This is a genomic window from Streptosporangium sandarakinum, from assembly GCF_050942225.1.
Lineage (GTDB): Bacteria > Actinomycetota > Actinomycetes > Streptosporangiales > Streptosporangiaceae > Streptosporangium > Streptosporangium nondiastaticum.
This window is the reverse complement of sequence record NZ_CP192034.1, coordinates 3,896,641-3,911,165: the sequence shown is the minus strand read 5'-3', so window position 1 is coordinate 3,911,165 and position 14,525 is coordinate 3,896,641. Positions and strand designations below refer to the sequence as shown.

Genomic DNA, 14,525 nt, shown 5'->3' with positions numbered 1-14,525 from the left:
GCCTGGATTCCTCAGGAGGAGCCGGTCGTCACGTCGTTGACCGGGCTACGGGCGCTTCGCCCGGTCAGGACCCGTACGGCCTCTTCTGCGGCGAAGTGCCGCACTGTTGCGACGGCCTGCTCGGAGTAGTAGGCGGCATGAGGGGTGACGATCACGTTGGGCAGCGTGAACAGGGGGTTGCGGGGGCGCCAGTCGCGCTGTTTCGCGGGCTCCTCCTCGAGGTCGTCCAGTGCCGCACCGGCGATCCACCCTTCGCTGAGCGCCTGGTGAAGCGCCGCGTCCTCCACGATCGGGCCGCGACCGGTGTTGATGAGGATGGCGGTCGGCTTCATCCTGCGGAGCGTCGCACGGTCGAAGGCGTGGTGTGTCCCGGGGGTGAGCGGCGCCTGGATCACGAGGTAGTCGGCGCCTTCCACGAGTCGGTCGAAGGACACCGGCCGCACCTGACGTGATCGGATCTCGGACTCGTCGAGAAACGGGTCGTGCGCCCAGAGCTCGACGCCGAACGCTCTGGCGCGTTCGGCGATGAGCTGTGCGATGAAGCCGAAGGACAGCAGCCCGAACACCCGTCCCCGCAGCCGCCAGATCGGCTCCCCGCTCTGCCACCGCCATACGCCCTGGCGGGTCGCCTGGTCGTATGCGCAGATCTTGCGGGCGGCGGCGAGCCAGAGCGCGACGGCGTGGTCGGCGACCTCCTCGGCGCACCAGTCGTTCGGCGCGTTCGTGACCTGGATGCCCCGCCGGGTCGCGGCGTCGACGTCGACGATGTCCACGCCCGTGCCGTAGCGGGCGATCACCCGGCAACGGGTGAACGCGTCGATGGCGCGGCGCCCGACCCGGGCGTACTGGGTCAGCACGCCATCGACGTCCCGGCCCTTCTCGATCACCTCGTCCTCGCTCTTGCACTGTGCGGCGAGGAGCTCGAATCCGGCGCCCTCGACGATCGCACGTTCGATGTCCACATCGCCGAAGTCGAAATCGGCGATCATGATCGTGCCTCTGGCGTCAGTGCGAGTCACGGGGAATCCCCTTGGTGTGTACGAGATCCTGGTAGGCCAGGGCGAGCTCCAAACAGCCTCCGCTGTCCAGCTGCCCGACCGTGGAGCGGTAGATCTCCTGCCACGGTGTCTGGTTGTCCAGTACCGGCGGTGTGTGGTGGGCCCACCGCTCGGCGATCTCCTCATCCGACAGCAGGACGTCGACGCGCGCGTTGTCCAGGTCGATCCGGATCCGGTCGCCGGTGCGCAGGATGGCGAGATTGCCGCCGGCCGCGGCCTCGGGGCTGGCGTTGAGGATGGACGGTGCGTCCGAGGTGCCGCTCTGGCGGCCGTCACCGAGCGTGGGCAACGTGGCGACGCCCCGCCGGAGCAGCGCGGCGGGGAGTTCCATGTTCACGACCTCGGCCGATCCCGGATAGCCGATCGGCCCGGTGTAGCGGATGACGAGGATGCAGCTCTCGTCCATGCCCAGTTCGGGATCCTGGATGCGGGCGTGGTAGTCCTCGGGCCCGTCGAAGACGATGGCGCGATAGTCGGACACCGCGCGGAGGCCGTCGGTGAGGACCGAGGTCTTCATGACCGCGGAGTCGAACAGGTTGCCCGTCATGATGAGGAGTCCGCCGCGCGCGGCAAGAGGCTCGTCGAAGGGACGGATGACCGCCGGGTCGCCGGGCGGGGTGTCGGCCAGGTTCTCGGCCACCGTACGGCCGGAGACGGTCATGGCGTCGCCGTGCAGGCACCCTGCGGTCAGCAACGACCGCATGACGGCGGGCACCCCGCCGGCGCGGTAGAAGTCCTCACCGAGGAACTCACCGGCGGGGGCGACGTTCGTCAGCACCGGGATGTCGGCTCCGACGCGTTGCCAGTCCTGGATGGACAGTGGCACCCCGACGTGTCGCGCGATGGCGTTGATGTGGATGGGCACGTTGGTGGAGGCGGCGATGGCCGAGGCGACCACGATCGCGTTCTCGAAGGCCCGCAAGGTCATGATCTTGCGCGGGGTGAGGTCCTCGCGTACGAGATCCACCGCTCGGCGGCCTGTGTCGTAGGCCATCTGCGCTCGCCGGCGGTAGGGGGCCGGGATCGCCGCGCAGCCTGGCAGGGACATGCCCAGGGTCTCGGCCAGGCTGTTCATCGACAGCGCGGTGCCCATCGTGTTGCAGTGACCGATGCTGGGCGCGGAAGCTGCCACGCGCGCCATGAATTCGTCGTAGTCGATCTCCCCGGTGGCGAGCAGCCGCTTGGACTGCCAGATCACCAGCCCCGAGCCCGATGCGGCCATCCGCCGGCCGTGGTGATAGCCGTTGAGCATCGGCCCTCCGGACAGGACGATCGCCGGGATGTTCACCGTGGCCGCCGCGGCCAGGCACGCGGGCGTGGTCTTGTCACAGCCTGTCGTCAGAACGACTCCGTCGAGGGGATATCCGTAGAGCACCTCGACCAGCCCGAGGTAGGCGAGGTTGCGATCCAGCGCGGCGGTCGGGCGTTTACCGGTCTCCTGCAGCGGATGGACGGGGAACTCGAGCGGTATGCCACCGCCGTCGCGGATCCCGTCCCTGACCCGGTCGGCCAGGGCGAGGTGGTGGCGGTTGCAGGGAACGAGGTCGCTGCCCGTCTGGGCGATGCCGATGATCGGCCGGCCGGACTGGAGTTCGGCCGGGGTCAGCCCGAAGTTGAGGAAGCGTTCGAGATACAGAGCTGTCATTTCCGGATTGCCCGCGTTGTCCCACCATGCCTGGCTGCGCAGGCCACCCGTGGCGTGCTTCGTCGACGGCATCAGCTGCTCCTCACCGAGGCGGGCCCGTCCGATCCGGCCGGGTATTCACCAAGCGGCACCAGGTCCCTGGACCAGGCCGACATGACCGGTGCGAGGACCCGCCAGGCCTCTTCGGCCTCGTCGCCGCGGATGGACAGGGCGGCGTTCCCGTGCAGCACGTCCAGCAGCAGCCGACCGTAGGCGGGCAGCTCGGGGAGGGCCGGCTGCGCGGCGAGGGTGAGCGGGGCGAGGTTGTGGGCATCGGCGCCGATGCCGGTCAGCGTCAGGGTCATGCTCTCCGGCTCCAGCCCGAAGCGCAGCACGTTGGGCGCGGCTTCCTGGTCGAAGCCGAAGGGCAGGTACGGTACGGGCCGGAAGCGTACCGCGACCTCTTTGCGGTCATGGCCGAGCGCCTTGCCGGTACGGAGCCGGAAGGTCGTGCCGGACCAGCGCCAGCTTTCGAGTTCCAGCTCCACCTCGGCGAAGGTCTCGGTACGGCGCCGCGGGTCCACGCCCTCCTCCTCGGCGTAGGCGGGAACGTCACGATCTCCGATGCGGCCGGCCAGATAGCGGCCACGGCGGGTGCGGCGTACGACGTCGTCGTCCGTCAGAAGGCGTACCGAGCGCAGCACGTCGATCTTCCGGTCGCGCAGGTCGCGCTCGCCGAGGCTGAGCGGCGGTTCCATGGCCACCAGGCACAGCACCTGCAGCAGGTGGTTCTGCACCATGTCCTTGAGCGCCCCGGCGCCGTCGTAGTAGCTCGCCCTGCCCTCCAGGGTGAGGACCTCGTCCCAGACGATCTCCACCTCGGCGATGTGCGCGCCGTTCCAGATGGGCTCCAGGACCCGGTTGGCCAGCCGGCTGCCGAGCACGTTCTGAACGGTCGTCATGGCCAGGAAGTGGTCGACGCGGAACACCGCCTGCTCGGGCACGACCCCCGCCAGCAGCCGGTTCAGCTCCACCGCGCTGTCGAGGTCCTCGCCGAACGGTTTCTCCAGCACGATCCGGCTGCCCGGCGGCAGGTTCGCGGCGCCCAGGGCGGTGACCGTGCCGGGGAAGATCGCCGGCGGAAGGGCGAGGTAGACGGCGACGGGCCCGTCACCGGCGACGAGCGAGGCGATGTCGGCGGCGTCGGTGGCGTCCGCCTGCCGGTATCGGGCGGAGCCGGCGATCGCCTTCCTGGTCTCGCCGGGCTCCGCCGGGGCGTGCAGGTCGAGCTGTGCGGACGCCCAGCGGCGGAACTCCTCGCCGGTCCAGTCCTGCCGGTCGGCGTATGTGAGTTCGAACCGGTCGCCGAGGTGCCCTGCCGTGCGCAGGGCGGCCAGGGCCGGCAGTAGGTAGCGGGCGTTGAGGTCGCCGGTGGCACCGAGGATGAGGAGCCGGTCGATCATGCCGTGGTGCCTGCTTCCGCTCGTGCCAGGTTGACGCCGCTGGCGATGATTCCGATGTGGCTGAACGCCTGCGGGAAGTTGCCCATGAACGCGCCCGTGGACGGGTCGATCTGCTCGGGCATCAGCCCGACCGGGTTGGCGCGGGCGCACAGCGAGGCGTACAGCTCTTCGGCGCGGTCGCGGTGGCCCTGCAGGATCAGGTTGTCGACCAGCCAGAAGCTGCACAGCACGAAGGCGCCCTCGTCGCCGGGCAGGCCGTCGGGCGAGTGCTCGTGCAGGTAGCGGTAGAGCAGGCCGTCACCGGCCGACAGGCGTTCGGCGATGGCCGCGGTGGTGGCCCTCATGCGCGGATGGCCGGCCGGTACGACCTTGCGTAGCGGCAGTGCGAGCAGGCTGGCGTCCAGACCGCCGTGGCCGTCGAGGTGCTCGCTCAAGTACTGCGCCTCCTCGTTCCAGGCCTCGTCCAGGATGAGCCGGCGCAGCTTCTCGGCGATGGCGCGCCAGGTGGCGATCGGCCCGGACAGGCCGCGTCGCTCGCCGATGGCCGCAGCCCGGTCCAGGGCCACCTGGCACATCCCGGTCGAGTAGGTGAAGACCCGGCCTTCGCTGCGGACCTCCCAGATGCCTTGATCCGGCTGCCGCCACGTGTGCGCGGCGGCCTCGGCCAGCTTCGTCAGGCCGGACCACAGCGCGGGCTGAAGCTCGCGGCCGGGCAGCAGCCACTGGTCGGCGCAGTCCAGCACCTCGCCGTAGGCGTCGTGCTGGCGCTGGTCGGCGGCGCCGTTGCCCCACCGCACCGGGGCTGAGCGCCGGTAGCCCTCCAGGTCGGCGTCGTGGATCTCTTCCGGTACGGGGCGGCCGTCAAGGGTGTACATGATGCGTAGATTGCGGCTCTGCTCGAAGGCGTCGAGGACCCAGCCGAGGAAGGCGTCGGCCTCCTCCTCGAAGCCGACGCGGCGCAGCGCGAACACGGCGTAGGCGGCGTCGCGGATCCAGGTGTAGCGGTAGTCCCAGTTGCGCACCCCGCCGATCGGCGCGGGCAAGGAGGAGGTGGGCGCCGCGACCAGTGAGCCGTTGCCCCAGTCGTCGCACAGCTTCAGCGTGATCACCGAGCGTCGGACCAGCGCTTCCTGCGGACCGTGGTAGCTGCACTTGCGCATCCAGCGTCGCCAGGCCTCGGCGGTCTGGCGCAGCATCGCCTCGGGGTCGAACCGGTGGTGGCGGTGGATGCGGCCCCAGGACAGCACCAGGTCGAGGCGGTCACCCTCCTGAAGGTCGTGCGTGGTGCGCAGGTCGGCCAGCGGGCGGTTGGAGCGCAGGTGCAGCCGCAGGGCGGGCCGCCGGGAGACGCGCACCTCCAGGCCGTTGTAAAGGGCCCGCGCCTGCCCGCCGCCGCGCGGCTCCAACTCCGTCCGCAGCCGTACGGTCCCGGCCCGGACGACCGCGGACCGGACCAGCTCGCCCCGGCCGCTGCCCGCGTCGTCGCTGAGGTCGGCGCCGGTGCGCAGGGCCAGCGCGTCGGTGATCCGGACCAGGCCGGTCGGGCCGCGCAACTCGGTCACCAGCACCGCGGTGTCCGGCTCGTAGAACTGCCGGGCCTCGCGCAGGTCGTCCACGGTCAACGTGAAGTGGCCGCCGCGCTCATGATCCAGCAGGCCGCACAGCAGCGGGTCGCTGTCGAAGCGGGGCAGGCACAGCCACGGGATCGAACCGTCGAGGCCGACCAGCGCCGCCGTCGCGCCGTCGCCGATGAGGCCCAGGTCCTCCAGCGCCAGATAGCCCTCCCGGTGACGCACCGGGCGGAAGGGCGGATCGAGATCGAGCATGCCTGGCCTTCTCCTCCATGCCGACGTGCACCGTCGGAGAGGGGGAGTGCTCCTGGCAGGCGGACGTCGCCGCTGTCCGTTACCGAATGATGATCAGCTTCTTCACGAGAAGGTGATCAGCACTTTCACCATGTCGTCGAGCTTCTTGTCCGAGACCTCGAAGGCGCGCTCCATCTCGTCGAAGCGGAACGTGTGAGTGGTCATGTGCGTGGGATCGAGCCGCTTGCCCTCCAGGACGCGCAGCAGCCGTTCCATGCGCAGCCGGCCACCCGGGCACAGGCCGGTCGTGATCGTCTTGTCGGCCATCCCGACGCCCCACTCGATGCGGGGAATGCGCACGAACTCGCCTTCTCCGTAATAGCCGATGTTTGACACCGTTCCGCCGGGTTTAGTGATCTTTATGGCGGTCTGGAAGGTGATGTCCGCACCGAGGGCTTCGATGGCGGTGTCCACGCCCTGCCCCTGGGTCAGGTCGAGGATGCGCTCGACGACGTCCTCGGTGGTGAAGTCGACGATCTCGTCGGCGCCGTAGTCGCGGGCGAGCTTCTGCCGGCCGGGCACCGATTCGACCCCGATGACCAGGCCGGCGCCGCGCAGCCTGGCGCCCGCGGTGGCCATGAGGCCCACCGGCCCCTGGGCGAGCACGGCCACCGTCCCGCCGATGGGGATGTTGCCGTTCTCCGCGCCCATGAACCCGGTCGAGAGCATGTCGGCGCAGTAGACCGCCATCTCGTCGGGGATGCCGTCGGGGATCTTCGCCAGGTTGGCGTCGGCCTCGTTCACGTGGAAGTACTCGGCGAAGACCCCGTCCTTGGAATTGGCGAACTTGAACCCCCCGAGCGGTCCGCCGGACTGTGACGGATGACCGTTCTGGGAGGCGAGATCACCCCAGTCGGGGGTGATGGCGCCCACCAGGACCCGGTCGCCCGGCCGGAAGACCGTCACCTCGCCGCCCACCTCGTGCACCACGCCGACGCCCTCGTGGCCGAGCGTCAGGTTCTCCCGCGGCCCGATGCCGCCATTGACGGTGTGGGAGTCCGATGTGCAGATCAGGGCGGTGGTCGTTCGCACAACGGCGTCCAGCGGACCTGGCCGCGGGATCGGCTTGTCCATCAAGCCGACCCGTCCGATCTCCTTCATCACGAACGCTCGCATCGTCCCCCCTCCCGAATGTCCCCCCGTTTCCGGCGTCGCCGAGAACGCCCCAAACATGGCCAGATTTACCCTGTCGATCTCGGCGTTTAACCTGGGCCCTTTCCCGGTGGACCGCCGCGGGATCACCCTGCGAACTCGCGGACGGGCGACCCGGCGATGTCGGCCCCCGCCCGGAACAGGTGGCGGCAGCGGCCACGGCGGCCTGGGTGAAGGGCCGGTTCGGCGTGCTCGTCAGCCGCCTGTTCGACGAGGCCGGCCCGGGCCGGATGGCCTGCCCGCGATCATGGGCAGGCCATCCGGACGGGGGCATCCGGAAGGGGTCAGACGCCGAACGCCGCGGGGTAGCGGATGGTGCCGGCCGGCACGGGCCGCGTGGGATCGAAGACGAGCGCCATCATGTACCTGTCCTCGACCTCGAACGGCGGCCGGATGGAGTGCCCGGAGGCCGGGGCGAAGCCGAACCGCGGGTAGTACTCGGCGTGCCCGAGCACGAGCACCAGGTTCTCGCCCCGCTCACGGGCGGCCGCCAGGGCGGCGCGGATGGCGGCGGACCCGGCACCCCGCCTCTGGTGCTCCGGACTGACGGCGCACGGGCCGAGCGTGAGGGCGGGGGCGCCGTCGATGTGGCAGCGGGTGAGCAGCGCGAATCCGGCGATGGAGCCGTCGGGCGCCTCGGCCACCCAGGACAGGCCGGGGATCCACGCCTCGGGGTCGTCGCGCAGGGCCTCGACCAGGTCGGCCTCGTGCGCGGTGGGGAAGGCGGCCAGATTGACCTCGCGGATCCGGGCGAGGTCGGCGGCGGTCTCGGAGCGGGTGGTCCAGGAGGTGGTCATGATTGGCGGTCCCTGAATTTGTAGGTGGCGCGGAGGTGGCTGGTGATGGCCTTCTGCCGGTTGGCGCGCTCGCCGCGCAGCCGGTCATCGGTGCGCGAGGCCGCCCACTCGTTCTCGCGTTGCAGCTTGCGGTAGCTGCTCAGACGGCGCTCTGTCAGCTCGCCCGCCCCGATGGCGGCCTGAACCGCGCAACCCGGTTCGGTGTCGTGGGAGCAGTCGCCGAAGCGGCAGTCCCGGGCGAGGCGTTCGATCTCGGCGAAGACCTGTTCCAGGCCGTCGGCGGCGTCATAGAGGCTGATCCCGCGCAGGCCGGGCGTGTCGATGAGGACACCGCCACCGGGAAGGGGGACCAACTCGCGGCGGACGGTGGTGTGGCGGCCCTTGCCGTCCTGTGCCCGTACCTCGCCGGTGGCCAGAAGCTCGTCGCCGAGCAGTGCGTTGCCGAGTCTGGACTTGCCCGCGCCGGAGGATCCGAGCAGGACCGTCGTGCCGTTCAGCAGCGCGGTCAGCACATCGATGTTCTGACCGGTGGCCGCGCTGGTGATCAGGATGTCCACGCCCGGTGCCAGCGTGCTCGTTTCGGCGTGCACGGCGGCGGCGTCGGCGGCCAGATCCGCCTTGGTCAAGACGATCAGCGGTCTGGCGCCGCTGTCCCACGCCAGGGCCAGCAGTCGCTCCAGCCGGGCCGCGTCCAGCGGAGTGGTCAGTGAGACGGCGACGACGACGGTGTCGACGTTGGCGGCCAGCACCTGCGCGTGGGAGGTGCGTGACGCCGATGAGCGCACGATCGCGCTGTGACGCGGCAGCAGGGCCACCAGTCCCGGTTCGCGGCCCGGGCGCAGTGCGGCCCAGTCACCGGTGCAGGGCGCCAGGAGCGGGTCGGGGGAGTACAGCGCCGTGAGGGCGGCCCGCACCGGGCCGGACTCGGTGACCGCGTCACACAGGCCGCGATCCACCCGTGCGATCCGGGCCGGCACCAGGCCGGCCTCGCGGTGTTCGGCGAAGGCGTTGTCGAGTGTTTCCGTCCATCCGTACCGGGTCAGGCCGGCGTCGGATGGATCCGTGAAGAGATTTTGCAACGTGAGACACCTTGCGGGAAGGGGCCCCGACGAGACGCAGGCACCACCCTGCCTCGTAAGCCGGACGGCTCACGGCGAGGGTGAGAAGTGGGTCAGACCGGGGCCCGGGACGTGAGGAATGTCCGGGCGCTGCACACGGCAGCGGTCTTCACCGCGGTCATCGAACCTCACCTCCCTCTCATCCCGAAATCCAACACCAAACGATCATCATCGTAGCACTCCCAGCAGAACGGAGGGCCGGGAACCTCGGCTTCCGGCTGTTGCCGTAGGCCGTCACAGGGCGGACTCCAGCCGGGAGGTCAGATCGGCGGCGCCCCGTGCCCCGTGCGCGGGGCGGGCACGAACGGGACGGCGCTCAGCCGACCAGGCGGCCCAGCGCGGGGTGCAGGACCTGGTCCAGAGTGGGGTCGGAGGCGGTGATGGCCCGCATCATCTGCTGGGCGCGCGGGCACGGCTCCACGCCGAGTTCGAGGTCCAGGGTGTGGCGCAGCTGCCGGTACACCGTCAGCGCCTGCCACTGCCGTCCCGAGCGGTACAGGGCGAGCATGTAGTGGATCTGCAGGTTCTCGTTCAGCGGGTGCTGCGCGCACAGCACGGCCAGGTCGCCCAGCAGCGTCTGGTGGCGTCCGAGCCGGAGCTCCGCCTCGATGCGCATCTCGGCGGCGCACAGCCGCAGGTGCTCCAGGCGCATCACCTCCAGCTCCAGCAGCGGCCCCGTCGGCACGTCCACCAGGGCCGCGCCGCGCCACAGGTTCAGGGCCTTCGACAGCAGCTGCGCGGCGCGGGCGTCGTCATGCTCGTCGACGGCCCGGCGGCCGGCGGCGACAAGCCGCTCGTGCTCCCAGGCGTCGACCTCGACGTCCGACATCTGCAGCTGGTAGCCGATGTGCCGGGTGACGAGCACGTCCTTTCCGGTGCGCTTGAGGGTGAGGCCGCGCGCACTGTCGAGCTTCCTGCGCAGTTGCAGGATGTAGGTCTGGAGGGTGGTGCTGGCGCTGCGCGGGGGGTTGCCGTTCCACAGTTCCTCGGCCAGGGCGGCGGCGGTCACGACCTGACCGCGGTTGAGGGCCAGAAGGGCGAGGATCTGTCGCGGCTTGCCCGCGGTCGGGAGTACCGAGGTTCCCGATTCCCACGCTTCCAGTTGTCCCAGGATTCTGATTTCCACGGGTTTTCGGTCCTCTCTGGATTCCTTCACGGTTCCGGGAGGTTCTCAGGGGGAGGGGTGCCGGCCGGTCGTCCGTCGGGGGAGTGGCCGGTTCCGGTCTCGTAGTCGACCGGGGCGACCGCGTCGACCCGCCAGCCGGAGAGCACGGAGGAGGTCGCGATCACCCGGTCGCACAGTCGCCGTGCGGCCTTCGTCGCCTCCTGTTCGCCGGGTGCCCGCAGGAAGACGACCAGGTCGACGCGGGCCGGCCGGTGGGTCGCCAGGCGCAGGTGTTCGAGGCCGTCCTCGGGGAGGGCCAGCGACCAGAAGACGTCCGAGACGACGGTGCCGTCGGGGGAGGGGGAGCCCTCGGGGGCGGTGAGGGAGGCGGTGACCATGTACATGGGGTGTCCTTGGATGGGGTTGGCCGTGGGGCGGTCTCGTCAGCCCTGGCCGCCCCCGCCCGGGGCGGGGGCGGGGGTGGGGGTCCCCCAGTCGAAGCCGCCGTCGTGGGAGATGGAGACGCCCCAGTCGAAGCCGACGCCGTCGGGGTCGGAGACGCCCCAGTCGAAGCCGCTGTCGTCGGGGTCGGAGAACTGGCCGGACCCGGCGGACGCCACCGTCGAGCCGGTGACCGCGGCCGAGGCGCCGACACCGCCGGCCGCCGCGCCGGCGGCGATGACCGCGGTGGCCAGGGCGAGGGTGGCGAGGGCGCGGGACGCGAGGCGGGGGATGAGGTTCATGGTGACCGCTCCTGGGAGTCGTCCGTTTCCGGAGGGGGGTGGTTCCCGCTTGCGGCTCCCTGACCTGCCGGGACCGTATCGGGTAAGCCGATTATTGGAGCAGGTAGGGGGCGGTTTCCACGATCTGGGGTTGCACCAACGTGCTTGTCATCATGGTGCTGCGCCGGGGGACGGTACGGCGACCTCGTTGAGCAGCGCGTTCGTTTCCGTGACACCATCTGACCTGGCCTGTTGGTGCCAGCCGTACCGTGCCCGGGGCGGCCGTCATGGCACGCCGGTGCCACGCCTCCGGCGTGAACGCCACGACTCCGGTGCGGACGTCGTGGTCGCGTCACCAAAGTGCCGTCGGGCCGTGACGCCGCGCGGCCGTACGGGGGAGGGGCGGGCGTGCCCGCCGCTGAGTGATTGAACGTTCAATCACTCTGAGGTTGCTCGTGGTTGTCCAGGTTCTTAGTCCCAATTATTGTTTGGGGGCCTCGTGGCTGCGGCGGCCATGGGCGAGGGAGCCGTATCGATGTTGGAAGCTCTGGGGTTAAGGGCCCGAACACAGACCGTCTACCTGCTGATGCTCGATCATCCGGAGTGGGGGCCCGATCTGCTCGCGGCTCACCTGGAGATCTCCGAGGCGGACATCCGCTCGGCGCTGGACGACCTGGCCGACAAGCACCTGCTGCGGCCGATGGACGAGGACTCCGGCCGGCTCTACCCGGTGAGCCCTGAGGTCGGCCTGTCGGCCCTGCTGGCGCGCAGCGAGCTGGAACTGGCGGCCCGTCAGCGCCAGATCGAGGCCACCCGCACCGCCGTGGCCACCCTCGCGTCCCGCTACAGCGGCAAGGACAGGTACGCGCCCGAGCTGGTCCACCAGCTGGTCGGGCTGGAGGCGGTGCGGTACCGCCTGGAGGAGCTGGCGCAGACCGCCCGTCACGAGTGCCTGTCGTTCCTGCCGGGCGGCGCCCAGCTGTCGGACACCATCGAGGCGGGCAAGCCGCTCAACCAGCAGGCGCTGGAGCGGGGCGTCGCGCTGCGTACCATCTACCAGGAGAGCTTCCGCAACGACCCCGCGACCCTGCAGTACGTGCGCCTGCTGACCTCGCTGGGGGAGAAGGCGCGGATCGTCCCCTCCCTGCCGATGCTGATGATCATCGTGGACGGCGAGGTCGCCCTGGTGCCGCTCGACCCCGGAAACGGGCGGCGCGGCGCGCTGGAGCTGCGCAGCCAGGGCGCGGTCGCGGCGATGAAGGTCCTGTTCGAGCAGGTCTGGGCGGCGGCGAGCCCATGGGACGCCAAACCCGCCGCCGACAGCGACGGCCTGTCCAAGCGGGACCGGGAGATCCTGGCGCTGCTGGCCGACGGCCACACCGACGAGTCCATCAGCCGCAAACTGGGGCTGTCGCTGCGGACCATCCGCCGGCTGGTGTCGGACCTGATGAAGCGGCTGAACGCGCGCAGCCGCTTCGAGGCGGGCATCCTGGCGGTGCGTTCCGGCTGGCTCTGAGCGCCCGGCGCGGTCCGGGCGGCAGGGGTCACCCCGTGACGGCCGCCAGCGGCCTGACCTCCCCCGTCTCGCACAGAGGCTTCCACCAGCCGGGATTGTCCCGGTACCAGGCGACCGTCTCGGCCAGGCCGCGGTCGAAGCCCACCTCGGGCGCCCAGCCGAGCCGGGTGCGCAGCCTGGTGTCGTCGAGGCTGTAGCGCAGGTCGTGGCCGGGCCGGTCGGCCACGTGCCGGACCATGGACCAGTCGGCGCCGCACAGCTCCAGCAGGGCGGAGGTCAGCTCCAGGTTCGACAGCTCGTGGCCGCCTCCGATGTTGTAGACCTCCCCGGCGGTCCCGTCGGTCAGGACCCGCTGCACCGCCCGGCAGTGGTCTTCGACGTGCAGCCACTCGCGGACGTTCCAGCCGTCGCCGTACAGCGGGACCTGCCGGCCCGACAGCAGGTTGGTCACGAAGCGCGGGATCAGCTTCTCCACGTGCTGGTAGGGGCCGTAGTTGTTGCAGCAGCGGGTGACCAGGACGTCCATGCCGTAGGTCCGCCAGTACGCGCGGGCGATCAGGTCGGCGCCCGCCTTGCTGGCCGCGTACGGCGAGTTGGGCAGCAGCGGGAAGTCCTCGGTCCAGGAGCCGGTGGCGATCGAGCCGTACACCTCGTCGGTGGAGACGCACACCACCCGGGGGGTCCCGGTCAGGCGGGCGGCCTCCAGCACGGTGGCGGTGCCGCCCACGTTGCTGCGGACGAACTCGGCGGCGCCGTGCACCGAGCGGTCCACGTGCGACTCGGCGGCGAAGTGGACGACGGCGTCGTGGCCGGGCAGGACCTCGCGCAGCAGCGCGAGGTCGCAGACATCGCCCTGGACGAAGGTCAGCCGGGGATGGGCGGCGGGCAGGTTGTCGCGGTTGCCCGCGTAGGTGAGCGCGTCCACGACGGTGACGCGCGCGCCGGCGAAGCCGGGGTATCCGTCTTCGAGCAGGGTCCGGACGTAGTGGGAGCCGATGAAGCCGGCTCCGCCGGTTACCAGGATGTTCACGCTACCTCCACTGTGGCGTGGTCGCCGATGACCAGGCGACGGTGACCGTCGTCGATGGCGGAGCACACCGCCGCCTCGCGGCCGATCAGTGAGCCGTAGATGCCGCGGACCCGTCGCACCGACACCCCGTCCAGCACGATGGAGTGCTCGATGCCCGCGCCGAGCAGGGTGCAGTTGCGGCCCAGCGCGGTGTAGGGGCCGATCAGGCTGTCGCGGACCAGCGTCCCGGCGCCGATGACGGCCGGGCCGGTGACGACGGAGCCGATGATCCGGGCGCCGGGCTCGACCACGACGTCGCCGTACAGCCGGCTGGTCGCGTCGACGGCGCCGCGTACCTCGCCGCGGCGGCGTTCCATCAGGACGCGGTTGCACTCCAGCAGGTCGTCGATCTTGCCGGTGTCCTTCCAGTACCCGTGGAACTGACTGGCGTCGACCCGCAGCCCGCGCGCGACCAGCCAGGCGATGGCGTCGGTGATCTCCAGTTCACCGCGCGGGCTGGGCGCGATGGCCCGGACCGCCTCGTGGATGGCGGGGGTGAAGAAGTACACGCCGGTCAGCGCCAGGTCGCTGCGCGGCTCGGCGGGTTTCTCGGCCAGCGCCGTCACCCGGCCGTCGGCGTCCAGCTCGGCCACGCCGTACTCGCGGGGGTTGGCCACCTTGACCAGCAGGATCTGCGCGGCGGGCCGGTTGGCGGCGAAGTCCGCGGCGACCTCGGCGATGCCGTCGGCCAGGATGTTGTCGCCCAGGTACATGACGAAGTCGTCGTCGCCGAGGAAGTCCGCGGCGAGCCGCACGCAGTGGGCCAGGCCCAGCGGCGCATGCTGGCGGATGTAGGTGATGCGCAGCCCCAGCGCGGCGCCGTCGCCGAGCTGGGCGCGCATCTCGTCGCCGCGGTCGCCCACGATCAGGCCGACGTCGGTGACGCCGATCGCCGCGATGTTCTCCAGGCAGTGCGCCAGCACCGGCTTCCCGGCCACCGGTATGAGTTGTTTGGGGATGGCGTGACTCAGAGGACGTAACCGCGTCCCCGAGCCGCCCGCCAGGACCAGTGCCTTCACGTGCCTCACCTTTCGCT

General features: G+C 70.8%; 13 protein-coding genes. 1 reads left to right on the top strand and 12 read right to left on the bottom strand.

What is annotated here, in order from left to right:
• Positions 1–11 precede the first annotated feature (11 nt).
• From ACQP10_RS18080 to ACQP10_RS18035, 10 genes are all read right to left on the bottom strand, one after another.
• Positions 12–1,019 (bottom strand): C-terminal binding protein, encoded by a 1,008-nt coding sequence (locus tag ACQP10_RS18080; protein WP_433541771.1) that lies wholly within the window; start codon positions 1,017–1,019, stop codon positions 12–14.
• On the bottom strand, positions 1,006–2,775 hold the full coding sequence (locus ACQP10_RS18075; RefSeq protein WP_433541770.1) for an IlvD/Edd family dehydratase: 1,770 nt from the start codon (positions 2,773–2,775) through the stop codon (positions 1,006–1,008). The genes ACQP10_RS18080 and ACQP10_RS18075 overlap by 14 nt, the downstream gene beginning before the upstream one ends.
• Positions 2,775–4,145, bottom strand: coding sequence for a glucose-6-phosphate dehydrogenase (locus ACQP10_RS18070; RefSeq protein WP_346021565.1), 1,371 nt, complete (start codon positions 4,143–4,145; stop codon positions 2,775–2,777). Before ACQP10_RS18070 ends, ACQP10_RS18075 begins: the two co-directional genes overlap by 1 nt.
• The gene (locus tag ACQP10_RS18065) at positions 4,142–5,971 is read right to left on the bottom strand and encodes a glycoside hydrolase family 15 protein (RefSeq protein WP_433541769.1); all 1,830 of its coding nucleotides are present in this window, start codon (positions 5,969–5,971) and stop codon (positions 4,142–4,144) included. The genes ACQP10_RS18070 and ACQP10_RS18065 overlap by 4 nt, the downstream gene beginning before the upstream one ends.
• A 102-nt stretch (positions 5,972–6,073) precedes the next feature.
• The gene (locus ACQP10_RS18060; RefSeq protein ID WP_433541768.1) at positions 6,074–7,126 is read right to left on the bottom strand and encodes an NAD(P)-dependent alcohol dehydrogenase; all 1,053 of its coding nucleotides are present in this window, start codon (positions 7,124–7,126) and stop codon (positions 6,074–6,076) included.
• 320 nt (positions 7,127–7,446) lie between these two features.
• Positions 7,447–7,959 (bottom strand): GNAT family N-acetyltransferase, encoded by a 513-nt coding sequence (locus ACQP10_RS18055; protein ID WP_433541767.1) that lies wholly within the window; start codon positions 7,957–7,959, stop codon positions 7,447–7,449.
• Positions 7,956–9,038, bottom strand: a complete 1,083-nt coding sequence (rsgA, locus tag ACQP10_RS18050) for a ribosome small subunit-dependent GTPase A (RefSeq protein WP_346021569.1) — start codon at positions 9,036–9,038, stop codon at positions 7,956–7,958. Before rsgA ends, ACQP10_RS18055 begins: the two co-directional genes overlap by 4 nt.
• A gap of 355 nt (positions 9,039–9,393) precedes the next feature.
• Positions 9,394–10,203: an AfsR/SARP family transcriptional regulator gene (locus ACQP10_RS18045; protein ID WP_390001907.1), complete on the bottom strand. Its 810-nt coding sequence runs from the start codon at positions 10,201–10,203 to the stop codon at positions 9,394–9,396.
• A 26-nt stretch (positions 10,204–10,229) separates the two neighbouring features.
• Positions 10,230–10,586 (bottom strand): hypothetical protein, encoded by a 357-nt coding sequence (locus tag ACQP10_RS18040; RefSeq protein ID WP_433541766.1) that lies wholly within the window; start codon positions 10,584–10,586, stop codon positions 10,230–10,232.
• 39 nt (positions 10,587–10,625) lie between these two features.
• Entirely contained in the window at positions 10,626–10,925 is a 300-nt protein-coding gene (locus ACQP10_RS18035; protein WP_346021572.1) for a hypothetical protein, read from the bottom strand.
• 514 nt (positions 10,926–11,439) lie between these two features.
• On the opposite strand from ACQP10_RS18035, the gene ACQP10_RS18030 reads away from it, so the two are divergent.
• Positions 11,440–12,420 carry a LuxR C-terminal-related transcriptional regulator gene (locus ACQP10_RS18030; RefSeq protein WP_346021573.1) on the top strand — a complete coding sequence of 327 codons (981 nt, stop codon included), beginning with the start codon at positions 11,440–11,442 and terminating at the stop codon, positions 12,418–12,420.
• Positions 12,421–12,448: 28 nt separating this feature from the next.
• Here the strand turns inward: ACQP10_RS18030 and rfbB are convergent, their stop codons facing one another.
• Positions 12,449–13,450: a dTDP-glucose 4,6-dehydratase gene (rfbB, locus tag ACQP10_RS18025; protein ID WP_346021574.1), complete on the bottom strand. Its 1,002-nt coding sequence runs from the start codon at positions 13,448–13,450 to the stop codon at positions 12,449–12,451.
• Positions 13,447–14,508: a glucose-1-phosphate thymidylyltransferase gene (locus tag ACQP10_RS18020; protein WP_346021575.1), complete on the bottom strand. Its 1,062-nt coding sequence runs from the start codon at positions 14,506–14,508 to the stop codon at positions 13,447–13,449. Before ACQP10_RS18020 ends, rfbB begins: the two co-directional genes overlap by 4 nt.
• Positions 14,509–14,525 lie beyond the last annotated feature (17 nt).

Bases quoted from the DNA above. Each gene is read 5' to 3' on its own strand.
- ACQP10_RS18040 (WP_433541766.1), bottom strand. From the start codon at position 10,586: ATGTACATGGTCACCGCCTCCCTCACCGCCCCCGAGGGCTCCCCCTCC.
- ACQP10_RS18075 (WP_433541770.1), bottom strand. From the start codon at position 2,775: ATGCCGTCGACGAAGCACGCCACGGGTGGCCTGCGCAGCCAGGCATGG.
- ACQP10_RS18035 (WP_346021572.1), bottom strand. From the start codon at position 10,925: ATGAACCTCATCCCCCGCCTCGCGTCCCGCGCCCTCGCCACCCTCGCC.
- ACQP10_RS18055 (WP_433541767.1), bottom strand. From the start codon at position 7,959: ATGACCACCTCCTGGACCACCCGCTCCGAGACCGCCGCCGACCTCGCC.
- ACQP10_RS18030 (WP_346021573.1), top strand. From the start codon at position 11,440: ATGTTGGAAGCTCTGGGGTTAAGGGCCCGAACACAGACCGTCTACCTG.
- ACQP10_RS18060 (WP_433541768.1), bottom strand. From the start codon at position 7,126: ATGCGAGCGTTCGTGATGAAGGAGATCGGACGGGTCGGCTTGATGGAC.
- ACQP10_RS18070 (WP_346021565.1), bottom strand. From the start codon at position 4,145: ATGATCGACCGGCTCCTCATCCTCGGTGCCACCGGCGACCTCAACGCC.
- ACQP10_RS18065 (WP_433541769.1), bottom strand. From the start codon at position 5,971: ATGCTCGATCTCGATCCGCCCTTCCGCCCGGTGCGTCACCGGGAGGGC.